At 69.9% G+C, this 21,109-nt stretch carries 26 protein-coding genes and 3 pseudogenes; 10 read left to right on the top strand and 19 right to left on the bottom strand.

Annotated elements, in window-relative coordinates; translation table 11 throughout:
* The first annotated feature begins 139 nt into the window (after window positions 1–139).
* Window positions 140–748, top strand: coding sequence for a methyltransferase domain-containing protein (locus ACFYWM_RS40450; RefSeq protein ID WP_389925786.1), 609 nt, complete (start codon window positions 140–142; stop codon window positions 746–748).
* Here the strand turns inward: ACFYWM_RS40450 and ACFYWM_RS40445 are convergent.
* From ACFYWM_RS40445 to ACFYWM_RS40415, 7 genes are all read right to left on the bottom strand, one after another.
* Complete coding sequence (locus tag ACFYWM_RS40445) at window positions 660–995, bottom strand: hypothetical protein (protein ID WP_389925779.1); 336 nt, start codon at window positions 993–995, stop codon at window positions 660–662. The two genes, ACFYWM_RS40450 and ACFYWM_RS40445, sit on opposite strands and share 89 nt — an antisense overlap.
* A 209-nt stretch (window positions 996–1,204) precedes the next feature.
* Window positions 1,205–3,448 (bottom strand): heavy metal translocating P-type ATPase, encoded by a 2,244-nt coding sequence (locus tag ACFYWM_RS40440; RefSeq protein ID WP_389925776.1) that lies wholly within the window; start codon window positions 3,446–3,448, stop codon window positions 1,205–1,207.
* Window positions 3,449–3,479: 31 nt separating this feature from the next.
* Window positions 3,480–4,478, bottom strand: coding sequence for a hypothetical protein (locus ACFYWM_RS40435; protein WP_389925774.1), 999 nt, complete (start codon window positions 4,476–4,478; stop codon window positions 3,480–3,482).
* Window positions 4,478–4,684, bottom strand: coding sequence for a heavy-metal-associated domain-containing protein (locus tag ACFYWM_RS40430; RefSeq protein ID WP_389925772.1), 207 nt, complete (start codon window positions 4,682–4,684; stop codon window positions 4,478–4,480). Before ACFYWM_RS40430 ends, ACFYWM_RS40435 begins: the two co-directional genes overlap by 1 nt.
* 35 nt (window positions 4,685–4,719) lie before the next feature.
* Window positions 4,720–5,001, bottom strand: coding sequence for a metal-sensitive transcriptional regulator (locus tag ACFYWM_RS40425; RefSeq protein WP_389925783.1), 282 nt, complete (start codon window positions 4,999–5,001; stop codon window positions 4,720–4,722).
* 126 nt (window positions 5,002–5,127) lie between these two features.
* Window positions 5,128–5,421, bottom strand: a complete 294-nt coding sequence (locus tag ACFYWM_RS40420) for a heavy-metal-associated domain-containing protein (protein ID WP_389925769.1) — start codon at window positions 5,419–5,421, stop codon at window positions 5,128–5,130.
* Between the two features lie 312 nt (window positions 5,422–5,733).
* Window positions 5,734–6,357 (bottom strand): hypothetical protein, encoded by a 624-nt coding sequence (locus tag ACFYWM_RS40415; protein WP_389925766.1) that lies wholly within the window; start codon window positions 6,355–6,357, stop codon window positions 5,734–5,736.
* A gap of 67 nt (window positions 6,358–6,424) precedes the next feature.
* On the opposite strand from ACFYWM_RS40415, the gene ACFYWM_RS40410 reads away from it, so the two are divergent.
* Window positions 6,425–6,754 (top strand): TSUP family transporter, encoded by a 330-nt coding sequence (locus ACFYWM_RS40410; protein WP_389925763.1) that lies wholly within the window; start codon window positions 6,425–6,427, stop codon window positions 6,752–6,754.
* 314 nt (window positions 6,755–7,068) lie between these two features.
* On the opposite strand, the gene ACFYWM_RS40405 is transcribed toward ACFYWM_RS40410, so the two are convergent.
* Window positions 7,069–7,677 (bottom strand): TetR/AcrR family transcriptional regulator, encoded by a 609-nt coding sequence (locus ACFYWM_RS40405; RefSeq protein ID WP_389925761.1) that lies wholly within the window; start codon window positions 7,675–7,677, stop codon window positions 7,069–7,071.
* An 88-nt stretch (window positions 7,678–7,765) separates the two neighbouring features.
* On the opposite strand from ACFYWM_RS40405, the gene ACFYWM_RS40400 reads away from it, so the two are divergent.
* The 3 genes and pseudogenes from ACFYWM_RS40400 to ACFYWM_RS40390 all read left to right on the top strand — a co-directional run.
* Window positions 7,766–9,163, top strand: a complete 1,398-nt coding sequence (locus tag ACFYWM_RS40400) for an MFS transporter (RefSeq protein WP_389925758.1) — start codon at window positions 7,766–7,768, stop codon at window positions 9,161–9,163.
* 116 nt (window positions 9,164–9,279) lie between these two features.
* Window positions 9,280–9,864 carry a GNAT family N-acetyltransferase gene (locus ACFYWM_RS40395; protein WP_389925755.1) on the top strand — a complete coding sequence of 195 codons (585 nt, stop codon included), beginning with the start codon at window positions 9,280–9,282 and terminating at the stop codon, window positions 9,862–9,864.
* Window positions 9,764–10,201 (top strand): annotated as a pseudogene (locus tag ACFYWM_RS40390) (beta-eliminating lyase-related protein); the annotation flags it as partial. The gene ACFYWM_RS40395 and the pseudogene ACFYWM_RS40390, both read left to right, overlap by 101 nt.
* A 396-nt stretch (window positions 10,202–10,597) precedes the next feature.
* Here ACFYWM_RS40390 and ACFYWM_RS40385 read toward each other — a convergent pair.
* Entirely contained in the window at window positions 10,598–10,831 is a 234-nt protein-coding gene (locus ACFYWM_RS40385) for an AbiV family abortive infection protein (RefSeq protein WP_389925752.1), read from the bottom strand.
* A gap of 56 nt (window positions 10,832–10,887) precedes the next feature.
* Here ACFYWM_RS40385 and ACFYWM_RS40380 point away from each other — a divergent pair.
* From ACFYWM_RS40380 to ACFYWM_RS40365, 4 genes and pseudogenes are all read left to right on the top strand, one after another.
* A pseudogene (locus ACFYWM_RS40380) lies at window positions 10,888–11,178 on the top strand (arsenate reductase ArsC); the annotation flags it as partial.
* Window positions 11,179–11,259: 81 nt separating this feature from the next.
* Complete coding sequence (locus ACFYWM_RS40375) at window positions 11,260–11,601, top strand: ArsR/SmtB family transcription factor (protein ID WP_389925749.1); 342 nt, start codon at window positions 11,260–11,262, stop codon at window positions 11,599–11,601.
* Between the two features lie 31 nt (window positions 11,602–11,632).
* A complete protein-coding gene (gene arsB, locus ACFYWM_RS40370; protein WP_389925747.1) occupies window positions 11,633–12,748 on the top strand; it encodes an ACR3 family arsenite efflux transporter in 1,116 nt (371 codons plus the stop codon).
* The gene (locus ACFYWM_RS40365; RefSeq protein WP_389925744.1) at window positions 12,741–13,145 is read left to right on the top strand and encodes an arsenate reductase ArsC; all 405 of its coding nucleotides are present in this window, start codon (window positions 12,741–12,743) and stop codon (window positions 13,143–13,145) included. The genes arsB and ACFYWM_RS40365 overlap by 8 nt, the downstream gene beginning before the upstream one ends.
* A 325-nt stretch (window positions 13,146–13,470) precedes the next feature.
* Here the strand turns inward: ACFYWM_RS40365 and ACFYWM_RS40360 are convergent.
* From ACFYWM_RS40360 to ACFYWM_RS40315, 10 genes and pseudogenes are all read right to left on the bottom strand, one after another.
* A pseudogene (locus ACFYWM_RS40360) lies at window positions 13,471–13,632 on the bottom strand (YnfA family protein); the annotation flags it as partial.
* Window positions 13,633–13,653: 21 nt separating this feature from the next.
* Window positions 13,654–14,115, bottom strand: coding sequence for a MerR family transcriptional regulator (locus tag ACFYWM_RS40355; protein ID WP_389925741.1), 462 nt, complete (start codon window positions 14,113–14,115; stop codon window positions 13,654–13,656).
* Window positions 14,116–14,171: 56 nt separating this feature from the next.
* On the bottom strand, window positions 14,172–14,468 hold the full coding sequence (locus tag ACFYWM_RS40350) for a rhodanese-like domain-containing protein (RefSeq protein WP_389925739.1): 297 nt from the start codon (window positions 14,466–14,468) through the stop codon (window positions 14,172–14,174).
* Between the two features lie 15 nt (window positions 14,469–14,483).
* Window positions 14,484–14,852: a hypothetical protein gene (locus ACFYWM_RS40345; RefSeq protein ID WP_389925737.1), complete on the bottom strand. Its 369-nt coding sequence runs from the start codon at window positions 14,850–14,852 to the stop codon at window positions 14,484–14,486.
* Between the two features lie 81 nt (window positions 14,853–14,933).
* Window positions 14,934–15,071, bottom strand: coding sequence for a hypothetical protein (locus ACFYWM_RS40340; RefSeq protein WP_389925734.1), 138 nt, complete (start codon window positions 15,069–15,071; stop codon window positions 14,934–14,936).
* A 366-nt stretch (window positions 15,072–15,437) separates the two neighbouring features.
* Complete coding sequence (locus tag ACFYWM_RS40335) at window positions 15,438–15,785, bottom strand: metalloregulator ArsR/SmtB family transcription factor (RefSeq protein WP_389925730.1); 348 nt, start codon at window positions 15,783–15,785, stop codon at window positions 15,438–15,440.
* Window positions 15,786–15,818: 33 nt separating this feature from the next.
* A complete protein-coding gene (locus ACFYWM_RS40330; RefSeq protein ID WP_389925728.1) occupies window positions 15,819–17,060 on the bottom strand; it encodes an MFS transporter in 1,242 nt (413 codons plus the stop codon).
* Window positions 17,057–17,332 carry a hypothetical protein gene (locus ACFYWM_RS40325; protein WP_389925726.1) on the bottom strand — a complete coding sequence of 92 codons (276 nt, stop codon included), beginning with the start codon at window positions 17,330–17,332 and terminating at the stop codon, window positions 17,057–17,059. Before ACFYWM_RS40325 ends, ACFYWM_RS40330 begins: the two co-directional genes overlap by 4 nt.
* 48 nt (window positions 17,333–17,380) lie before the next feature.
* A complete protein-coding gene (locus ACFYWM_RS40320) occupies window positions 17,381–18,811 on the bottom strand; it encodes an FAD-dependent oxidoreductase (protein WP_389925723.1) in 1,431 nt (476 codons plus the stop codon).
* A 204-nt stretch (window positions 18,812–19,015) separates the two neighbouring features.
* Window positions 19,016–19,357 carry an ArsR/SmtB family transcription factor gene (locus ACFYWM_RS40315; RefSeq protein ID WP_389925721.1) on the bottom strand — a complete coding sequence of 114 codons (342 nt, stop codon included), beginning with the start codon at window positions 19,355–19,357 and terminating at the stop codon, window positions 19,016–19,018.
* A 57-nt stretch (window positions 19,358–19,414) separates the two neighbouring features.
* Here ACFYWM_RS40315 and ACFYWM_RS40310 point away from each other — a divergent pair, with 57 nt between their 5' ends.
* Entirely contained in the window at window positions 19,415–20,503 is a 1,089-nt protein-coding gene (locus ACFYWM_RS40310; protein ID WP_389925718.1) for a flavin-containing monooxygenase, read from the top strand.
* Window positions 20,504–21,109: the final 606 nt, after the last annotated feature.

The following is a 21,109-nucleotide window of genomic DNA, read 5'->3' as shown; positions in this document are numbered from 1 at the left end:
GCACAATCCCATCCCGCAGACACTTACCGCTTAACCTGCAGAAACAGGATCACGCGAAGGTCAACTCATACACCACTTCGCTGGACGTGACCCGGTTCGGCCTGTGACATCTGGCCGTACGCCTCGGCGTTTGACGTTGGTGGTCGAGCCGCAGCCGGGTGAGTCGTTCGCCTCTTGGGTTGATCGGATGGCGGTGCGGAACGGATGCCCGTCGTGGACGCTCGTTGAGTCTTTGGGACTGGACGTGCGTGCGAAGGCCGGCGATGTCCGATCACTGGCGTACGGCGTCGTCGCGAATCCAGAGACGTACAAGGCGATCAGGTCCGCCACGGGAGTGGATGCCAACGTGCTCGATCTGGGTTCTGGGGGCGGCATCGACGTCTTGTCGTCGGCGCGCCGGGTCGGGCCGCACGGCAAGGCCTACGGCCTGGACGCCAGTGCCGACATGGTGGAGCTGGCCCGCCGCAACGCCCGCGAGGCGGGCGCGACCAACGCCGAGTTCATGTGCGGCGCGATCGAGGCGATCCCACTGCCCGATCACGCGGTCGACGTCGTCATCTCCAACTGCGTGATCAACCTGTCCAGCGACAAGGCGGCCGTGCTGGCCGAGACCTTCCGGGTACTGCGGCCCGGCGGCCGCCTGGGCCTCAGCGACGTCGTCACCGAAGACGCCCTCGACCCTGAGCTGCGGGCGGCCACACGCGCTGCCCGACCTTGCCGTTGCCGGTGTTGCCCTCGATCGTGGTGATCGTGCCGTCCCCGTTGTCGTTCCTCACCAGATCCATGTGCTCGATGCCACCGATGGTCTTGTCGGCATCCCCGGAGACGAAAACGGCGCACCAGGGAGCGTTGGCATAAGTGCTCACGTTCCCGCCGTCGCGGGCCATCGTCTCTTTGGCCCGGGGTGAGGACATGTACCGGTCCTGAAACAGGGGGTCGCCGCCACTGGCGTTCTCGGTTACGGCGATCTGCTGTTGGGGGATCTGCAACAGCAACTGCGCCGATCCCGGGAGCAGCTTATGAAAGGAGGTGTGGGAGCGCGAGATGTCGGCCCGGCTCTCGGGGAAAGTGCTCGTCCGCGAAGGTCGCACCTCTCAAAGCGTTCGCCATGAGCCGTTGCATGGCCACCCAGGCGGGCTCGCATCATGGTCGAACGCCGGTGCGGCCGCAGACGATCGTCGTCTGCGGCCGCACCGGCGTTTGGCTATGAGAAGGTGCGCAGGCGCAGGCTGTTGCCGACGACGAAGACCGAGGAGAACGCCATCGCGGCTCCGGCGATCATCGGGTTGAGCAGGCCGAGCGCGGCCAGGGGCAGGGCGGCCACGTTGTAGGCGAAGGCCCAGAACAGGTTGCCCTTGATGGTGGCCAGGGTGCGGCGCGACAGCCGGATGGCATCGGCGGCCACTCGCAGGTCGCCGCGGACCAGGGTGAGGTCGGAGGCCTCGATGGCCGCGTCGGTGCCGGTGCCCATGGCCAGCCCCAGATCGGCCTGGGCCAGCGCCGCGGCGTCGTTGACGCCGTCGCCCACCATGGCCACCGACCTGCCCTCGGCCTGCAGGCGCTTGACGACGTCGACCTTGTCGGCGGGCAGTACTTCGGCGATGACCTCGTCGATGCCGACCTCGGCCGCGACGGACCGGGCGACGTTCTCGTTGTCGCCGGTGAGCAGCACCGGCTTCAACCCCAGGGCGCGGAGCCGGCGGATCGCCTCGGCCGAGGTGGGCTTGACAGTGTCAGCCACCGTCAGGACCGCGCGCGCCTGGCCGTCCCAGCCGACCGCGACGGCGGTGCGGCCTGCGGCTTGTGCCTCGGTGAGGGCCCGCTCCAGGTCGGCGGGCAGGTGCTGGGACCACTCGGCGAGCAGCGTGGGGCGTCCCACCAGCACAGCGTGTCCCTCGACGATGCCTTGGACGCCGAGGCCTTCGAGGTTGGCGAAGTCCTCGGGGGCGGGCAACTCTCCCACGCGCTCAGCCGCTCCTCGGGCGACGGCCTGGGCGATGGGGTGTTCGGAGGCGTGCTCCAGGGCGCCGGCCAGGCGCAGCACCTGCGTTTCGTCCTCGCCGTCGGCGAGATGCACGCCGGCCAGGGTCATCTTGCCCTCGGTGACAGTCCCGGTCTTGTCGAGCACGACGGTGTCGATCTTCCTGGTGGATTCCAGGACCTCCGGGCCCTTGATCAGGATGCCGAGCTGGGCGCCGCGCCCGGTGCCGACCAGCAGAGCGGTCGGCGTGGCCAGGCCCAGGGCGCACGGGCAGGCGATGATCAGCACGGCCACCGCGGCGGTGAAGGCCGCCCCGGCCCCGTCTCCGGTTCCCAGCCAGTAGCCGAGCGTGCCGACGGCCAACGCGATCACGACCGGCACGAAGATCCCGGAGATGCGGTCGGCCAGTCGCTGGACCTGCGCTTTACCTGTCTGGGCGTCTTCGACCAGCTTGGCCATCTGGGCCAGCTGGGTGTCGGATCCGATGCGGGTGGCGCGGATGACCAGGCGGCCGCCGGCGTTGACGGTCGCGCCGGTCACCGCGTCGCCGGGGCGCACCTCCACCGGCACCGATTCGCCGGTGAGCATGGAGGCGTCGATGGCGGAGGTTCCCTCTTCGATCACGCCGTCGGTGGCGATCTTCTCGCCGGGCCGCACCACGAACCGGTCGCCCACCGTGAGCCGGCCGGAGGGGATGCGGGTTTCTGCGCCGTCGCGCAGGACGGCGACGTCTTTGGCGCCCAGTTCCAGCAGCGCCCGCAGGGCGGCGCCCGCGCGGCGCTTGGAGCGGGCCTCGAAGTAGCGGCCGGCCAGGATGAACGCCGTCACTCCGGCGGCGGCCTCCAGGTAGATGTTGCCCGAGCCGTCGGTGCGCTCGATGGTGAACGCGAACGGGTGGGTCATGCCGGGGGTGCCCGCCGTGCCGAAGAACAGTGCCCACAGCGACCAGCCGAGTGCGGCGATCGTGCCGAGCGAGACCAGGGTGTCCATGGTCGCGGCGCCGTGGCGCAGGTTCGTCCAGGCGGCCCGATGGAAGGGCCAGCCGGCGTAGACGACGACCGGGGCGGCCAGGGTGAGCGAGAGCCACTGCCAGTTGGTGAACTGCAAAGGCGGGATCATCGCCATGGCGATCACCGGCACGGCGAGCACCACCGAGGTGATCAGACGCTGGCGCAGCGGCTGAAGTTCATCGGCCGCCTCGCCGAGTGCGGTGTCGCTCTTCGGCTCTTCAGGGAGTGCGGCGGTGTAGCCGGTCTTCTCCACCTCCGTGATCAGCGTCTGAGGATCGACGCCCTCGTCGAAGGTGACCTTGGCCTTCTCGGTGGCGTAGTTCACGGTCGCGCTCACGCCGTCGAGCTTGTTGAGCTTGCGCTCGATCCGGTTGGCGCACGACGCGCAGGTCATGCCGCCGATCGAGAGTTCAACCGAGCCGCTGGTGGTCGGCTTGTCGTCGGTGAGGGGGGACATCACCTGCTCCTTTCGCTCCTCATGTCGGCTATCAGTGCTCGTGGTCGCCGTGCGAGGCGGATGCGGACGGCGTGGCCGCCGGCGCCGGACTGGACGTCGTGGCCGGGAGGTCACCGGCGCGGACGGTGAAGTCGGCGGTGCGCACGGTTCCCCCGTGCCGGAAGTCCAAGAACAGCCGGTAGTCGCCGCGGCTGGGCACCTCGGCGAAGAAGGTGATCTGCGGGCCGGGGAGGGTCGTGCCGTCACCCGGTTCCCCGTCGGGGTGCACGTGCAGGTAGGCCAGGTCTCCAGCGCGCAGCGCGACCAGGTGACCGTAGGCGCCCAGGTAGGGCTGCAGGTCGGTGACGGGCTCGCCGTCCTTGCTGAGGGTGAGGGTGAGCCTGCTGGAGGTGCCGGGGGTCAGGTCTCCGTCCAGGGTGACGGTGTAGCCGTCGACCGTGGCGGTGCGGCTGGTCGCGGGCAGCGCCTTGGGTTCCTGTGCGCCGGGGGCCTGCAGGTCGACGCCCAGGGTCAGCCCGCCGCCGCGCTCGGGGGCGAAGTCGGCGAACGCCCGGTACGCGCCCGCCTCGGCCACGGTCAGCTTCACCGACCACACGCCGTCGCCGGTCAATTCGGGGTGCAGGTGCTGGAAGGTGCCCAGATCGCGGGAGACGACGATGAGGTGCAGCTTCTTGCCGTGCTCTGTCCGGTAGGCGGTGACAGGTTTCCCGTTGGGGCCGATCACGCTGAAACGGAAGTCCGTCGCCTTGCCCGGCTGGAGTGTGAGGGTTTGGGGCAGCATGGTGTAGCCGTCCTGGGACACTTGCAGACCTCCGGGAACGGGTTTGCCGGTCGCTGACGGGCCGGGGGTCGTCGCGGTGTGGGTTTCGTGATCACCCGTTTGGCTCGCAGTCGGGGTCGCGTGGATCGTGTGGGCGTCCACCGTGGGGGCGGGTCCACTCGCGCCCACCGCGTTGCCGGCTCCCAGAGCGCCGCCGAAGATCACGGCGAGTCCGAGGGCGTAGGCGCCCAGTTTGGCCGGCGTGTTCATCACGAGCTCACCACTTCGTATCCGGCCTCGGCGACCGCGACCGTGATCTGCGCCGTGTCGATCGGGTGTTCGCTGTGGACGCTCACCAGGCCGGTGGCCAGGTCCACGTCGACGCCGGTGACGCCGGGAACCTCGCCGACCTCTTCCTTGACGGAGGAGACGCAGTGGCCGCAGGTCATGCCCGTGACGGTGTAGGTGGTGGTCATGGCGATCACTCCTTGTGCTCGTGGGGTTTCGTCGATCAGGAACGGACGAGGCGGGCGATGGCCTCGGTGGCCTCCTTGACCTTCTCCTCGGCCTCGGCGCCCCCTTTGGCGGTGGCCTCGGCCACGCAGTGCGCCAGGTGCTCCTCCAGCAGCGACAGGGCGAAGGACTGCAGGGCCCGGTTGGCCGCCGACACCTGGGTGAGGATGTCGATGCAGTACTTGTCCTCCTCGACCATCCGCTGCAGGCCCCGTGCCTGCCCCTCGATGCGGCGCAGCCGCCGCAGGTGGTCCTGCTTGTTGTGGGTGTAGCCGTGCATGTCCCCGCCCTTCGTCGTCATCTTCTATAACACAGTACCCCCGTAGGGTATTCCTGAGTTTCGGAGCTGTCGGGCGCGATCCGCGGTGTCGTTCCAGGGGGCGCGTCCGCGCGCCCCCTGGAACCGTCATGCGTCGGCCGACTGGGGCTCCTTCGGCGGGGCGTCGGTGAGTGTGTAGCCCGCCCGGTCCACGGCCGCGCGGATCTCCTCGTCGGAGAAGCCCGTCCCGCTGACGGTGACGGCGCCGGTGGCCAGGTCGACCTGAACGTCACGCACGCCGCTGACCGTGCCGATCTCGGCGGAGATCGAGGAGACGCAGTGCCCGCAGGTCATCCCGCCGACCTGGTAGACGCTCCCGCCGCTGGTCTTCACCTGCGCGGAGGTGCTGTCGGCGGTGGCGCACGCGCATGCCGTGCACATAGGGTTCTCCTCTCATATTTACCCCAGTGGGGTATATCGGTTTGCGACTTTAACATACCCCCAGAGGGTTAAATTGCCGATGAGGGGATCAGGGGATCGACGCGACTCTTGTCGCCAGGCGTACGTGATTGCGCCGGCCCAGGTCAGTGCGGGCTGATGTGCCCTGTTCGCTGAGGGGTGGGGAAGTCGGTGCGAGAGTTTCGTCGCCGTTGAGGATGTCGGGGGCATCGGTGGGCTCGCCGTTGAGAGGGCCGGTGGCCTGAGCGGCGATCTGAGCCTCGCCGGCCCGGCACTCGAAGTCGGGGTGGTGATTCACCCGTGTTCGGCGTGCCGCCCGTGATCGGAGACCTGGGCGTCGAACCAGGCGTGCAGCGCCTTCACCAGGGACGGATCGGAGGTGGTGTAGGTGAGCTGGGCTCCGGCGGGAGTCGGGGTATGGCGGATGTCGATGTGGCGGTGGCCTTGTTCGAGTTCGCGCAGGCCCGGCATGTCGGTGCCGTGAATGGAGGCGGGGGCGCCGTAGTCGCCTCGGTTGAAGCGTGCGGCCTCATGGGTGAGGTGTTCGCGGATGAGTGTGATCTGCCGCGCGTCGGCCGGGTCGTCGGCGGTGACCGTCTGCAGGCCGCCGGTGGCGGATTTGGTGAAGCGGTGTGTGGTGCGCTCCAGGTCGAACGGCATCACCTGGCTGCCCTTGGCCGCGATGTCGGCCTGGCGGGCCGCTGTCGCCCGCTGCTCGTCCTGGTCGAGGAGCACGTACGCGGCTGAGGAGACGACGGCGGACACCTGGGCGGCCCGCTGACCCGCCTGCTGGTACCGGCCACCTTGCCGGGCGTCGTCGGCGCGATCGTGCGGGTGTTCGTGTTTCCCGGCCCAGAGGTGTTCCGCCTCCTGGTGGCCTGCCTGCTTCTGCCGTTGGGCCTTTGGCTGTGGGTGCACGCTGCGCCCGCCCCGCCGTGCCCCCTCGCCAAGCGGCCCCTCGGCGCGGAGCGTAGGTGCGCTCGCGGTGGTTGTGGGGATCGTGAGCGGGATGTACGGCATCGGCGGCGGCTCCCTGCTCGGGCCGATCCTGGCCGGTCGAGGGCTGCCGGTCACCGAGGTCGCGCCCGCAGCGCCGGCCTGTACATTCGTCACCTCGATCGCCGGGGCGCTCACTTACGCCGTCCTAACACTGATCACTCCCGGCGACATCACGCCCCTTTGGGCGCTGGGGCTGCTGTGTGGCCTGGGCGGCCTGATCGGCGGCTATCTCGGCGCCCATCTGCAACCCCGCCTGCTTTTAGGCACCTTGGCCATCGCCCTGTCCGGACTGTACGCCGCCCAGGTTCTGACCTGACTGTGGCCGCGTTCGGTGGTCCAGGTGGCCGACCGGCAGCCTCCACCCGGGCGAGGTGTGAAAGGGCGAGCAGTGCGACACCTGCGCCCCACCCGTCGCCGGCGCCGCGCAGGCGGACACTCGCGGGTGTGCGTCCGGCTGTACCGACGACCGCTGCGAAGGCGAGGCGACCGGCACCCGGGTTATCGCAGGTAATCGTTCGCTACATGTGATGGCGAACCGAGATCGTCGGCGGTTTCCGCCTGCCGCCAGATCTCGGTCCCGTCCTCCCCGATGGCCGGCACCTGAGTGCGAACGAACTCCATGAGATGGCGCTACGTCGGCGACGGGTGAACGTCCGGTGGGGCGGCGACCAGGATCGCCTGGGCCGTCGCGATGACGACGCGTGCGACCTCTCCAGCCTCCATGCGCTCGGCGCGACTCTCCTCCGCGGCGCCTTTCAAGATGTAGTGCAAGACGTTGATCAGCCAGGAGATCGGCAGGTCGGTGCGGAACACGCCGTCGTTTTGGCCACGGCGGATGAGCTCTTCGACACGTCGCGCGGGGGCGGCGTGCAACTCACGAACACGTCCTGCGGGAAGAGCCTTCTGGGCGGCGCTCGACAACGCCATGGACTCGGCCACGAGGGACCAGCTGGAGTCGAGCAAGCGGGCCAGGGCTTCTCGTGCGTCCCCGGTGAGATCGACGGATGCCAATGCCTCCTCGCCGGCGCGCAGTGCGTCGGCCAGTGCGGCCTCGACGAGTTCGGCCCGGGTGCGGAAGTGGCCGTACAGCGTCATCCGGCCCACTCCGGCGGCCTTGGCGATGTCGTCGACACTCGCGTCCGGATCGCCGCTCAGGCTGGTGCGTGCCGCGGCGACGATGCGGGCGATGCTGCGTTCGGCGTCCGCGCGCCGACGCGGACCGGCAGAGACGGTAGACATGCCACCACTCTAACTCGTACAGAGGTATACGTGTTACTCTCGCCACTCGAAGTCGTACGTTGGCATACGAATTAGCTGGAGACTCCCGATGACACAGCACGAAACTCAGGAACCATCGCCGCCACACAGTTCGGCCCATCCCTCGCGATGGCGCATCCTGGGCTTCCTCGGGGTGGCCCAGCTGATGTTGATCCTCGACGTCACCGTCGTGGCCATCGCGCTCCCGCATATCGAGACCGACCTGGGCCTGAGCCGGGAGGCGCTGACCTGGACGGTCAGCGCGTACACCTTGACGTTCGGCGGCCTGATGCTGCTGGGCGGACGGCTCGCCGACCTGATCGGAGCCAGGCGAGTGGTCCTCGCCGGTCTGCTGATCTTCACAGTGGCATCCCTGGTGACCGGGTTCGCCGACTCCGCCGGCCTGCTGCTGGGCGGCCGCATCGCCCAAGGAGTGGGAGCGGCGCTGCTGTCTCCCTCAGCCCTGTCACTGCTGGTGACCCTGTTCGACGGAGAGGAGCGCAACAAGGCGCTCGGCATCTGGTCCGCGCTCGGCGGAGGCGGCGCGGCCCTCGGCGTGCTGCTGGGAGGACTGCTCACCGCCGGCCCGGGCTGGCCATGGGTCTTCTACGTCAACGTGCCCATCGGGCTGGTGATCCTCGCCGCTCTTGCCCGAATGCTGCCCCACCACGCGGTGGCCGCGCCCAGGCCCCGGCTTGATGTGCTCGGCGCGCTGCTGGTCACCGCCTCCTCCGGCGCCGTGATTTACGCGACCACTCGCGCCGGGGAGCACGGGTGGCTCACCGCCACGACCGGGTGGCTTCTGCTGGCGGCCACGCTGGGCTACCTGGCGTTCGCCGCCAGGCAGAAGAGCGCCGCCTCGCCCCTGATGGACGTCACGCTGCTGGCTCGGCGCCCGGTGGCCACCGGCACGTTCCTCATCGTGATGGCGACGGCGCTGATGATCGCGGTGTTCTTCCTCGGCACGTTCTACTTCCAGCACGCCCAGGGCTTCGGCGCTTTGCAGACCGGTCTGCTGTTCCTGCCGGTCGCGGTGGCGACGATGCTGGGGGCCAACCTCACCGGCCGGGCCATCGTCCGGGCCGGAGCGCGCCGGCTCGCCGTGGCCGGGCTGCTCGTCGCCGCGATCGGCATGGCCGTGCCTGCCTTCTCGATGCACACCGTGAGCGTGGTGGCGGGCACGGCGTTCGCGGCCGCCGGGACCGGCGCGCTGTTCGTCGTCGCCTCGGCGACCGCTTTGGGCCAGGTGGCCCCGCACGAATCCGGCATCGCCGCCGGTATCGTCAGCACCTTCCATGAGTTCGGCGCCTCCATCGGGGCCGCCGCCGTCTCCAGCGTCGCGGCGGCCAGCCTGATCGGGAACACGCTCTCGGGGTTCACCAGCGGCTACATCCTCGCCGCGGTCGCCGCAGGCGTCGCGGCCCTCGTGGCCGCCGTCCTGACACCCGGCCGAGCCGGCACCGGGTGAAAAGACGTCCACCGGGGTCCGCCATCATGGCCCGGTCTGTCCTCGCCCCAGCGGCCGTCGGGGCGAGGACAACCACCCCTTGCTCCTCTTCGAACCTCTCCGTGGAAAGGACCGCCATGATCACTATCCGACGTGCCACCTGCGATGACGCCGCCGACGTGCACGCCCTCATCCACGGCCTGGCCACACATCAAGATCAGGCCTGGGGTCTTACGGTGAGCGTCGAGGACCTGAAGCGGCTGCTGGCCCGTCCGCAGGTCGGCTATCTGATCGCCGAGCGGGACGGCGCGGCCATCGGCTACGTCTCCTGGCTGCAGCGCGTCAGCTTCTGGTCCGGCCAGGATTACCTCCACCTGGATGACCTGTACGTGATCGGCGCCGAACGCGGCAACGGCGTGGGAGAGCTGCTGATGCGCGCCATCGCCGAGGCCGCCGACGGCACGGTGATCCGCTGGGAGGTGGCCGAGACCAACGTGGCCGCGCAGCGGACGGCGGGCTTTTGCCGCCCACCCCCAAACCCACCTCGACCTATGGGAGGAGCAGGGCTACAACGCCGTCCACGGTTTGTGGTTCCACCGGGCCGGCGACCCGTTCGAGCCGATGGCCGCCGACGACCTGGTGGCCATCGGCGAACCGCTCGCCGCGGTGGTGTGGGAACTGCCGCAGCGCGATCTCGGCGGGCTCCTGCCCGAATGGGATGACCTACGCGACCAGATCGCGATCGCGCGGGCCCGCGGCGCCGCGGCACACCTCGACGGCGCCCGGATCTGGGAGGCCCAGACCTACTACCGGCGGCCGCTGAAGGAGATCGCCGCGCTGTTCGACACCGTATACGTCTCGCTCTACAAGAGCCTGCTCGGCACCCGTGGCGCGGTGCTCGCCGCCGACGCCGCTACGGTTGCCACCGCCAAGACCTGGCGGCAACGCCTGGGCGGCGGCATCCGGGACGCGTGGCCGCTCGCCCTGTCGGCCCTGGTGGGCCTGGACACGATCGCCGAGCGGATGCCCGCCTACCGCGAGCACGCCATCGCGATCGCCGCGACCGTCAACGCCGACGGCGCCGCCCGCGTCCATCCCGACCCTCCGCAAACGCCAATCTTCCACGTCCACCTGCCGGCCCCACGGCGGGCCGTCGAGCAGGCCGGCGCGGCCATACTCGCCGAGCACGGCATCCAGTTGTACGGCCGCGTGCGATCCGGGCCCGATCCCTCCCGGTGCAGCTTCGAGGTGACCGTCGGTGAGAACGCGATGGACTTCACCCCCGGCGAGGTGGTCGCCCTCCTGCACGAACTCCTCAAACGCGCCGCCCCTGACCGTCCCAGGCTCCGTCCAGGTCAAGCCCTGAAAACCTTCGAAGCCGCGGCCAGGCCCCAGTGCCCGCACGACGCGCCCAGGCCGTGGCGTCCACGGCCTGGGCACGGTTTTGCGCGAGCCCTACTCGTTCAAGACCTTGACGCGTTCCTCGAAGTCCGCCCCCTCACCCTCGGACACATCCCGGGCGATGAGTGCCTTGCCCGACTCCTCGATGGACAGCACCGCCAACGAGCGCGCGATCCCCGCCGAGCCGGACTGCTGCAACAGCCGCGCGTTGTCCAGAAGATCACGCGCGTTATCCAGCGCGGCCTCGGCAAGGTCGCGCAGCCGCTCTTTGGGGTAGGTAACGGCCACGCCCGAATCCTCTCAGGACCGACCGGTTACTCGCCTACGGCTGGTCGGGCGGCTCGGAGTTCGCCACGGAGATCAACCCGGCCGCGATCACCGCGATGGCCGAGCGCGGCATCGACATCTCCCGGGAGTTCCCCAAGCCGTGGACCGAGGAAATCGTCCGGGCCGCCGACGTGGTGATCACCATGGGCTGCGGGGACACCTGCCCGATCTTTCCCGGCAAGCGCTACCTGGACTGGGAACTGGAAGACCCGGCGGGCAAGAGCGCCGAGGAGGTGCGCCCGATCCGCGACGAGATCGAGCGCCGGGTGCGCACCCTCCTCGGCGAGCTCGGCGTGCCGGTCAGCTGACCCCCGCACACCGGGCACTCATAGACATCTGTCAATATAGACAGTGCATGACTTCGATGAGTGTCTATATGCGGAGGTCTGATGGAGCTGCTGCAGATCCTTGAGTGCAGCCCGCCGCTGGTCCGCGAGCCCCTGGACGCCGGGCAGGCCGCCGGGATCGCGCCGGTGTTCAAGGCCCTGGGCGATCCGGTCCGGCTGCGGATCCTGTCGATCGTGGCCAGCCATTCGGGCGGTGAGGTGTGCGTGTGCGACATCACCGGCGCCTTCGAGCTGTCCCAGCCCACCATCAGCCACCACCTCAAGGTGCTCAAAGAGGTCGGGCTCCTGACCTCCGAGCGGCGCGCCTCCTGGGTCTACTACCGCCTGGTCCCCGAGACCCTGACCGAGCTGTCGGCCCTGCTGAACACCCCCGCCACCGTCTGACCTCGCACCATTGCACCGTTAGGGAAGATCCATGTCCTCAACCCCGTCCCCGACCCCGGCCGCCGCGGGCCAGAGCGGCGTGATGGGCGCCCTGTCCACCCTGGATCGGTTCCTGCCGGTGTGGATCGGCCTGGCGATGGCCGCCGGACTGCTGCTGGGGCGACTGGTGCCCGGCCTGAACTCCGCGCTGGAGGCGGTCAAGATCGGCGAGATCTCGCTGCCGATCGCGCTGGGCCTGCTGCTGATGATGTACCCGGTGCTGGCCAAGGTCCGCTACGACCGCCTGGGCACCGTCACCGGCGACCGCCGCCTGCTTTTCGCCTCCCTGGCGCTGAACTGGGTGCTGGGCCCGGCGCTGATGTTCGCGCTGGCCTGGCTGCTGCTGCCCGACCTGCCCGAATACCGCACCGGCCTGATCATCGTCGGCCTGGCCCGATGCATCGCCATGGTCCTCATCTGGAACGACCTGGCCTGCGGCGACCGCGAGGCCGCCGCCGTCCTGGTCGCCGTCAACTCTGTCTTCCAGGTGATCGCCTTCGGCGTGCTCGGCTGGTTCTACCTGGAGGTCCTGCCCGGCTGGCTGGGCCTGGGCGAAGGCACCGCGCTGCGGGTCTCGGCCTGGGACATCGCCCAGTACGTGCTCATCTTCCTCGGCATCCCCCTGGCCGCCGGATACCTGTCGCGCCAGCTCGGCGAACGCGCCCGGAGCCGCGACTGGTACGAGGAGCGCTTCCTTCCGAAAATCGGGCCCATCGCCCTGTACGGGTTGCTGTTCACCATCGTCATCCTGTTCGCCTTGCAGGGCGAGACGATCACCTCCCAGCCCGGAGACGTGGCCCGCATCGCGCTGCCGCTGCTGGCCTACTTCGCCCTCATGTGGGGCGGCTCCTTCCTGGCCGGCCGGGCGATCGGCCTGAACTATGAGCGCACCACCACGCTCGCCTTCACCGCGGCGGGCAACAACTTCGAGCTGGCCATCGCGGTCGCGGTCGGCGTGTTCGGCGTCACCTCCGGCCAGGCCCTGGCCGGGGTGGTCGGCCCGCTCATCGAAGTACCCGTCCTGGTGGCGCTGGTCTACGTCAGCCTCTGGGGCCGCCGCCTGTTCACCACCACTTCCACCACCTCTGAGGGATCGGTTCATGCCTGACACGCCCAGCGTCCTGTTCGTCTGCGTGCACAACGCCGGACGCTCCCAGATGGCCGCCGGCTGGCTCACCCACCTGGCCGGAGATCGCATCGAGGTCCGCTCCGCAGGCTCGGAGCCCGTCGAGCAGATCAATCCGGCCGCCGTGGCGGCGATGGCCGAGGTCGGCATCGACATCACCGGCCAGAGGCCGAAGATCCTCACTACCGAGGCCGTGCAGGACTCCGACGTGGTCATCACCATGGGCTGCGGGGATGCCTGCCCGTTCTTCCCCGGAAAACGCTATGAGGACTGGAAGCTGGACGACCCGGCCGGCCAGGGCATCGAGGCCGTCCGGGGCATCCGCGACGAGATCCGCGCCCGCATCGAGAAACTCATCGCCGAACTCGACGCCAGGTAACCACCGCCCGCCACCCCGCCCTGGCCCAGCCTGGCCGGGCGGGGTGGCCGGGTCTCGGCCGGCGCCTGCCTTAAGCGTGTGGCGATCCGGCCGGCAGCCACACGGTGGCCACCAGCAATCGCGCGGCGGCCAGCAGCGTGTCCGGCTCGACGCGTTCAGGGGTTTCGGCGGGGGGCTGGTAGCCGGGCATGCCCATCTTGATTAGAGAAGCGTCAAGTTAGAAGGATATCTAAATAGTGAAGTTTCTCTTTGGCCCGGTCAAGCGCCCTAACGTGCCTGCCCCGCCGGTGAAGTCCTCTGCTTTGCCAGAAAGCTGGCCTCGGGTTCAGCCCCGCGGCGCGTACATGATTACGACGACTCCGGCCAGGTAGACCAGCGCGCCGATGATGTCCCAGCGGTCGGGGCGAAAACCGTCGACGACCATGCCCCAGGCCAGGGATCCGGCGACGAACACGCCGCCGTAGGTGGCCAGGATGCGGCCGAAGTTCGTGATGAGTGCTCACTTCGGTCAGCTCTCTTTGGGGGCACGTGCGTCGGCCAGGTCGGCAAAAGGCAGGGGACAGTCGGGGCAGGTGCAGTGGATCAGGCTGTCGCAACCCGCCAAGACCACCGCGTTCAGCGCCCCCCGGATGGTGGTCAGGTCAGCGATCTTCGCCTCCACTTCGGCGATCTTCGCCTGGGCGCGAGCGCGCAGATCGGGGGTGGGGTGGCCGCGCCGGCCGGTGTCAAGAAGCTCGGCGACCTCCTCCAGGGTGAAACCGAGCCGCTGGGCGGCTTTGATCACCGCGAGCAGGGTGACGGTCTCGGGCGGGTAGGCGCGGTGTCCGCCGGGGCTGCGCGCCGGTTCGGCGATCAGCCCGCGGCGTTCGTAGTAGCGCAGCGTCTGCGGGTTGACCCCGGCCGCCTCGGCCACCTGCCCGCTGCGCAGATACGGCCCGCCGGAGCCCTGCAGCACGACGTCCTGCTTCATAGCGGCCACCCCGCTGACACCGTATTCGCGCGGCTGCCCTCCAAGGCCAGCCCAGCCTAGGCCCAGTCCTGCTTACCGCCCGCGTAGATGCGCACGTCGGTGTAGCCGAGCCGGGCGGACCTGGCGGCGGCGATCGTGGAGCGGTTGCAGTACGGTTCCGAGCAGAAGAGCACCACCGTGAAGGCCCACTCGGGCGCCACTTGCTCGGCGAGCTCGGCGGTAACCTGATCGGATACGTTGCGAGCGCCGGGGATGTGCTCGGCGGCGAAGGCGTCGACCGGCAGAGTCTCCACCAGTTGCCCGCTTCCGCGCTCCAGCAGCTCGGCCAGTTCTTCGGGCGTGATGCGCGGCATCGGCTTCTCCTTTCCCTACGGTTGCCGCGACGATGGACCCGCTCCGGCGGCCGCTGAGACGCGGGTTTGCAGGGCGTCCAGCACCTCGGCCTGCTCGGTCGGCACTGCGACCTCCAGGGCCAGGCCGGCGTCGGCGATGGTCAGGGTGAAGGCGAAGAAGGAGCAGCAGCCGTTCTCCCGGGCCGTCAGCTCAGCGGCGCGGGCGGCATGCCCGGGGCTGAAGACGAGCTCCAGCCGCAGCCTCGTCCGCTCCGGGCGTGTGATGGCCTGCACCGCGTCGGCGAACAAGGCGTCGAACTCGGCCACCCGCAGCGGCTGCTCGGCGGTCGGCAGCGTGCACGCCGAGGGCACCCATTCTTGGTTAAGGGCGATGTCCTGGCTCATGCCTCGACGGTAAGCCTGTACCTAGGTACCGGATGCAAGCCCTCACGCGCCACAATCCGGACCGATCCTCCCTTGAGGCTTTCACAACAGATCGCGGGCGATGTCCTTGACAGCGTCGCGGGCAGCCTGAGGAGCGGCGCCATCCACATGGTTGCGGATGACCATCTCCAGCTGAGGGCGGGCTTTGGCGGCGATCTCATTGGCCGATTCCTCGGCCACCTGGCGGCGCCGCGACAACGCGCTCGCCTCGTGTTCAGAGAACTCGCCTCGTGTTCAGAGAAAGAGCTTGATGCGCATCCTGGACTTCCTCCTCACCGCGCTTCAGCCGGCCACCGCGGGCGTCGGCCTGTACAGCGGCGTGGCCGCCTCCCGGCGCGCACGCCCCGGCTCACACCGCGATGACGGCGTCACCAACACCGAGACCACTGGCACCACTGCAGACACCGACACCGGGGCTGGGAGTGCTGCGGGGCCGTCGGCGGTGAGGCGCCGCTCGCCGCGGGGCGAACACTAAAGCGGCGGGCCGCACCGTCGGGTGCGGCCCCCCTCGGCCGACCGGCCGCTTTCCCTGACGCGCTGGCGGGCTCACGCGCTCGCGAAGTCGGCCAGCGGAGTGAACAGCGCACCCAGCCGCGCCACGGCGGCCGGGATGATCCAGTAGTAGACCCAGGTGCCGCGGCGCTCGGAATCGATCAGCCCGGCCATCCGCAGCACTTTGAGGTGGTGGGAGATGGTGGGGCCGCTCAGGTCGAAGGCGGGGGTCAGGTCGCACACGCACGCCTCGCCGCCCGCGTGTGAGCCGATCATCGACAGCAGGCGCAGCCGGACCGGGTCGGCGACGGCTTTGAGCATCACCGCCAGGTCGGCCGCGTCATCCTCCGACAGTGGCTCGCGGGCGATCGGCGCGCAGCACTGGACGGTGGTGGCGGTCATACGGCAACTCCCTTGCTTCGACATTCGTCTAAATCATACGCGGTGGTAGGCGACCAGCGCGAGCGCGGCGACGGCGCAGGCCACCGCCACGGCCGCCATCACCCACGTGTAACCGGCCGCCTGGGCTAACGCGACCGCGCCCAGCGGCGCCAGGGCCTTGTCGGCGACGGAGAAGGCCGCGATGCGGCCCGACAGCGAGGCGTAGGCGCTGCTGCCGTAACGCCGCAGGAGCAGGTGCGGCAGGGTGATGGAGGCGATGCCGAAGCCGAGCCCGAACCCCAGCACGCAGCCGATGGCGCCCGGCACCGTGCGCCCGGCCAGCGGGAACAGCGCGGCGGCGACGCCCTGCAGGGTGAAGATCGCGGCGGCGATGAGAGCGGCGGGCAGGCGGCGTTGCAGGCCGGTGGTGAGCAGGCGGCCGGTCACCGACAACACCCCCAGCAGCCCGGCCAGCGTGGCGGCCAGAACGGGTGAGTGGCCCAGGTGGATGAGGTAGGTGATGAGCAGGACGGCCATCACCGCCACCGCGCCGCCGTTGGCGGTGAAGGCGACCACCAGCAGCCAGAACGGCCGCGCCCGGGTGGCGTCCTTGACGATCCGGGCCCGCTCGTGGGTCGTGGCCGCCTGGCGGCCGGTGTGGGCGGGGCGGCGCACGACGAGCGCGTGCAGCGGGATCGCCGCCGCGCCGTAGATCACGGCCAGGACCACCAGGGCGGTGCGCCAGCCGTAGACGTCGACCAGCAGGCCGGTCAGCGGCAGGAAGATGGTGGAGGCGAACCCGGCGACGACGGTGAGCGCGAGCAGCGCGTTGGCCCGGCCGTTGCCGGGACCGTCGAACCAGCTGACGATGACGGCGAAGGCGCTTTCGTACAGCACCATCGCCGAGGCGATGCCGATCGCGGCGAAGACCGCGTACAGCTGGGCCAGGTTCTCGACCCGCGACCAGGCCAGGACGGCGAGCGCGCCGATGACCGACCCGGCGGTCATCAGGCCCCGGCCGCCGCGGGCGTCCAGCAGGCGGCCGACCAGTGGGGCGCACAACGCGGCGATCAGGATCGAGCCGGTCAGCGCGGCCGCGATCTGGGCGCCGCCGGCGTGCAAGTCGGCCGCCATGGGGGTGAGGAAGACCGAGAAGGCGTAGTAGAGCACGCCGTAGCCGATGGTCTGGGTGACGGCCAGGGCGGCGACGATCCGCCAGCCGCGCCCCGAACGCGGCCGGCCGCCCCCGAGAACGGGGGCGGCGGCCTGGGTGGCGGGTTCAGCGGCGGAGCTCACTCGCGCGTCCCGGCGCAGCCGATCAGCCGGCGTCCATCGGCCGTGGTCATCCAGCGGCCAGGTGATGGGTCTTCGGCGATGAACCCCTGGACGTGCAGCCGCCAGGCCAAGGGGCCGGCCGTCCGGGCGATCGCCGGGGCGAACGTGGGGTTGCTGCTCGGCCCGCGGGCGGCGACCAGGCGCTCTCCCAACCGGTGGGTGTCGATCGGCCCGTGCTCGCAGATCAGGCGCAGGACTTCCTTCTGGGCGGCGGTGGGGTATTCCTCAGACATCTGAGGCTCCTTGTCGGTGCGGCTTCGGCGCTGGTCGATGGCCGGTGGTCAGCCGCAGCAGCCGCCGCCACCGTCGCCATCGCCGCCGACGGTGACCAGCGGGAGCGGGGCGGTCAGCAGGCCGCCGCTGATGCCGGTGGCCAGGCCGACCCTACGCTCTTGCGCCTCGACCAGTCCCGAGGAGCACACGCCGGTCTCCGGCAGGTCCAGCTGTACGTCGCGGGCGGCTTCCCAGTCGCCGGCCAGCGCGGCGACGACGGAGCGGACCTGCTCGTATCCGGTGGCCATCAGGAACGTCGGGGCGCGACCGTAGCTCTTGACGCCGACCGCGTAGTAGCCGGACTCCGGGTGGGCCAGTTCGTCGACGCCGTGCGCGGGGACGGTGCCGCACGAGTGGGCGTTGGGGTCGATCAGCGGGGCCAGGGCGCGGGTGGAGCCGAGGATCGCGTCCAGGTCCAGGCGCAGCTCGGCGGCGATGGAGTGGTCGGGCCGGTAGCCGGTGGCGGCCACGATGCGCTCAGCCGTGACCGACTGCTCGGCGCCGGAGGGGTCGCGGCTGGTCACCGTCACCTGGTCGTCGTTCTCGGTGATCGAGTGGGTGTAGAAGCCGGTGACCAGCGAGATGCGGCCCGAATCGACGTGCGCCCGCAGCCGGGTGCCGAGCGCCCCACGCGCCGGAAGGGCATCGGCCTCGCCGCCGCCGTAGGTGCGGTCGGCGTTGGTGGCGCGGATCGCCCACGTGATGGGGGTGTCCTCCAGCTCGGCCAGGGCCAGCAAGGTGGTGGCCGCCGAGTGGCCCGCCCCGACGACCAGGGTGTGCTTGCCCCGGTAGGTGTCGCGGTCGGCGCCCAGCACATCGGGCAGCGCGTGGTCGATGCACGCGGACGCCTCGTGCTCGCCGTAGGCGGGCAGGCCGCTCGCGCCCAGCACGCTGGGGGTGGTGTAGGTGCCGGAAGCGTCGATGACCGCTCTGGCCCGCAGCTCTTCACCATCGGACAGCCGCAGCAGGAAGGGGACGTCGTCTCGGCCGGTGCTGCGGACCCGGTCGAAACCCAGGCGGCTGATCGCGGTCACCTTCGCGCCCAGGCGGACCTTGTCGCCGAACAGCTTCGCCAGCGGAGCGAGGTAGTCGGCGATCAGCTCGGCGCCGGTGGGCAGCCAGTCCGAATCCGGGGCGCTCCAGCCGTCGGCCTCCAGCAGCCGGCGGGCGGCGCCGTCGATGTTGTAGCGCCACGGGCTGAAGACCCGCACGTGAGCCCACTGTGCGACCGACGCGCCGACCTGCTGCCCCGCCTCCAACACAACGAAGTCCAGGCCGCGCGCCGCCAGGTGCGCGGCGGCGGCCAAGCCGACCGGGCCGGCGCCGATGACCACGACCGGCAGGGCACCGGGTGCGCGGGGCGCGGCGTGCGTCGCGACCTGCTCGACCTCCACAGCGGCGGTGGTGGAAGTAGTGGTGCCGCAGCATCCGTCACTCATGAGGGCCTCTCCTGCCATTCGTGCGACCTGTGATCGCTGGATTTCAGCAACTGAGCAGGGCAGGGGAGCGCAACCGGCGCAACCGGACGCGCACCACCCACCCTCTGTTTAGAAAAGCATCTAAGTAGTAAAGAGAGTGCCTCGCTGATTAGAGGATTGTCAAATCAGCAGATCGGGTGGCGCGGGTCGACCGGCGAGGGAGGTTCACCCGCAGGTGGCGCCTGGGGTGCAGATGTCGGGCGGGCAGCAGGCCTGCAGGCTGGTCTGCAGATCGCTCAGCGCCTGGCCGATCCGGGCGGGGTCGGCCCGGTAGTAGACCGTCTTCCACTCCCGCCGGGCGCTCAGCACCCCGCCGTCGCGCAACGTCGCCAGATGGGTGGAGGCGGCCGACTGCGCCAGCGCCATCCGTTCGGCGACCTCGCCCACTGTCAGCTCGATCCCGCCGGCGAACAGCATCAAGATCTGCTGGCGGGTGTCGCTGGCCATCGCCTTGAGGAAGCCGCGCGCGGCCTCGGTCAGCTCGATGTCGGTGCTTCCCGTCTCCATGGAGCCGACTCTACTCCTCATATTGTCATTTCTTGATTTGACGATACGATGCGGCGCATGAACACCATCGTCATCGGTGGCGGCCAAGCCGGACTGGCCGCCACCCGAACTCTTCTGGACGCCGGACTGACCCCGGTGCTCTTGGAGGCAACAGACCAGACCACCGGCTCCTGGAGGCACTACTACGACAGCCTCACCCTGTTCTCGCCCGCCCGCTACAGCTCCTTGCCCGGCCTTCCTTTCGGCGGCGACGGTGATCGCTACCCGCACCGCGACGAGGTCGTGGACTACCTGACCCGCTACGCCCGCGATCTCGGCCGCGGGGGCGCCGAGATCCGCACCGGCGCCCGCGTCACCGCCGTCGAAGCCGACACCCATCGCGGTGCCCGAGGCGCTGGCTTCGCCGTACACCTCGCCGACGGCAGCACACTGAACGCGCCCACCGTGATCGCCGCCAGCGGCTCCTTCAACCGCCCTCACCTGCCCGTCCTGCCGGGCCGCGACGGCTTCACCGGCCAGATCCTGCACGCCGCCGCCTACACCGACCCCCTGCCGTACGCGGGCCGGCGCGTCGTCGTGGTCGGCGCCGGCAACTCCGCCGTGCAGATCGCCTGCGAACTCGCCGAGACCACCACGGTGACCCTGGCCAGCCGTACGCCGATCAGCTTCGTCGACCAACGCCCCCTGGGCAAGGACCTGCACTTCTGGTTCACCGTCACCGGCTTCGACCGCCTGCCCGCCCGCCTGGTCACCACCCCGCCCACCGTCCCCGTCCTGGACGAGGGCACCTACCGCCAAGCGCTACGCGAAGGCCGACTCGATCGGCGCCCGATGTTCACCCGTCTCGACGAAGGCGACGTGGTGTGGGCCGACGGCAGCCGCGAACCGGTCGATGTCGTGCTGCTGGCCACCGGCTACCGGCCCAACCTCGACTATTTGAACGGGCTCGGCGCCTTGGATGAGTGCGGCCACCCGCGCCATGACCGGGGCCTGTCCACCACCCATCCCGGGCTGGGCTTCCTCGGCCTGGAATGGCAGCGCACCCCCGCCTCCAACACCCTGCGCGGCGTGGGCCGCGATGCCCACCACCTCACCCGCAAACTCGCCGTCCACCTCAACACCCACCGCTCCCGGGCGCGCGTATAACGAAGGGCGCTTCCCTGGTTCTCCGCTACCAAAAACGTCCCACTACGCCCGGCAACACACCAACCGCGATTCCCCTCTCTCAGCAGAGATGCCGGAGAAACAGTCGAAGGGGCGACCGAACCGAGGTCGGCTCGTACTGTCACCTTGAATGACGTTCGGTCGCCCTGGTTGGACAGCCATCTAGTTGACAGTGTCCAGGTGGGAGCGGCACCCCGCTGTCAAGTTCGATGGCCCCAGACACCTGGTTTGTCTGGGGTCCTGGCAGTGGGCAATTTGGTGATGGCGGTGGCCGCGTGTACGACAAAGGGTTCAGCATCCCTCGGCGTTTGACGTTGGTGGGCGAGCCGCAGCCGGGACGGGGCCGGTTGGTCGACCGTATGGCCTGTCACGCATACGCGCACCTGCCCCGTTGCGATGCGGCGCGATCGTTGGCGGGAGTGTTCGCGATCGACCGATCTCGCGGATCAGGACGAGTGCGGTGAATGACAAGCTCGTCCACGCGCGACGGCCGATGCTTGAGGTGTTGACGCGCCGCCGACCTGCGCTGATCGCGGCCCAGGTAGTGGGAACCGGCCAGTGGTTCGCGGCGTTGGAAGCGACTTCCAG

Origin of the sequence: Streptosporangium sp. NPDC002721, from assembly GCF_042888905.1 — a bacterium.
Taxonomy (GTDB): Bacteria; Actinomycetota; Actinomycetes; order Streptosporangiales; family Streptosporangiaceae; genus Streptosporangium.
The sequence above is the reverse complement of the archived record's forward strand: the minus strand, read 5'-3'. Positions and strand labels throughout refer to the sequence as shown.

Coding starts and splice junctions, on each gene's coding strand:
- ACFYWM_RS40365 (WP_389925744.1), top strand. CDS start 12,741: ATGCCTGACACGCCCAGCGTCCTGTTCGTCTGCGTGCACAACGCCGGA.
- ACFYWM_RS40320 (WP_389925723.1), bottom strand. CDS start 18,811: ATGAGTGACGGATGCTGCGGCACCACTACTTCCACCACCGCCGCTGTG.
- ACFYWM_RS40440 (WP_389925776.1), bottom strand. CDS start 3,448: ATGTCCCCCCTCACCGACGACAAGCCGACCACCAGCGGCTCGGTTGAA.
- ACFYWM_RS40395 (WP_389925755.1), top strand. CDS start 9,280: ATGATCACTATCCGACGTGCCACCTGCGATGACGCCGCCGACGTGCAC.
- ACFYWM_RS40335 (WP_389925730.1), bottom strand. CDS start 15,785: ATGACCGCCACCACCGTCCAGTGCTGCGCGCCGATCGCCCGCGAGCCA.
- ACFYWM_RS40430 (WP_389925772.1), bottom strand. CDS start 4,684: ATGACCACCACCTACACCGTCACGGGCATGACCTGCGGCCACTGCGTC.
- ACFYWM_RS40400 (WP_389925758.1), top strand. CDS start 7,766: ATGACACAGCACGAAACTCAGGAACCATCGCCGCCACACAGTTCGGCC.
- ACFYWM_RS40425 (WP_389925783.1), bottom strand. CDS start 5,001: ATGCACGGCTACACCCACAACAAGCAGGACCACCTGCGGCGGCTGCGC.
- ACFYWM_RS40315 (WP_389925721.1), bottom strand. CDS start 19,357: ATGGAGACGGGAAGCACCGACATCGAGCTGACCGAGGCCGCGCGCGGC.
- ACFYWM_RS40355 (WP_389925741.1), bottom strand. CDS start 14,115: ATGAAGCAGGACGTCGTGCTGCAGGGCTCCGGCGGGCCGTATCTGCGC.
- ACFYWM_RS40420 (WP_389925769.1), bottom strand. CDS start 5,421: ATGTGCACGGCATGCGCGTGCGCCACCGCCGACAGCACCTCCGCGCAG.
- ACFYWM_RS40345 (WP_389925737.1), bottom strand. CDS start 14,852: ATGAGCCAGGACATCGCCCTTAACCAAGAATGGGTGCCCTCGGCGTGC.
- ACFYWM_RS40405 (WP_389925761.1), bottom strand. CDS start 7,677: ATGTCTACCGTCTCTGCCGGTCCGCGTCGGCGCGCGGACGCCGAACGC.
- ACFYWM_RS40325 (WP_389925726.1), bottom strand. CDS start 17,332: ATGTCTGAGGAATACCCCACCGCCGCCCAGAAGGAAGTCCTGCGCCTG.
- ACFYWM_RS40310 (WP_389925718.1), top strand. CDS start 19,415: ATGAACACCATCGTCATCGGTGGCGGCCAAGCCGGACTGGCCGCCACC.
- ACFYWM_RS40435 (WP_389925774.1), bottom strand. CDS start 4,478: ATGAACACGCCGGCCAAACTGGGCGCCTACGCCCTCGGACTCGCCGTG.
- arsB (WP_389925747.1), top strand. CDS start 11,633: ATGTCCTCAACCCCGTCCCCGACCCCGGCCGCCGCGGGCCAGAGCGGC.
- ACFYWM_RS40350 (WP_389925739.1), bottom strand. CDS start 14,468: ATGCCGCGCATCACGCCCGAAGAACTGGCCGAGCTGCTGGAGCGCGGA.
- ACFYWM_RS40375 (WP_389925749.1), top strand. CDS start 11,260: ATGGAGCTGCTGCAGATCCTTGAGTGCAGCCCGCCGCTGGTCCGCGAG.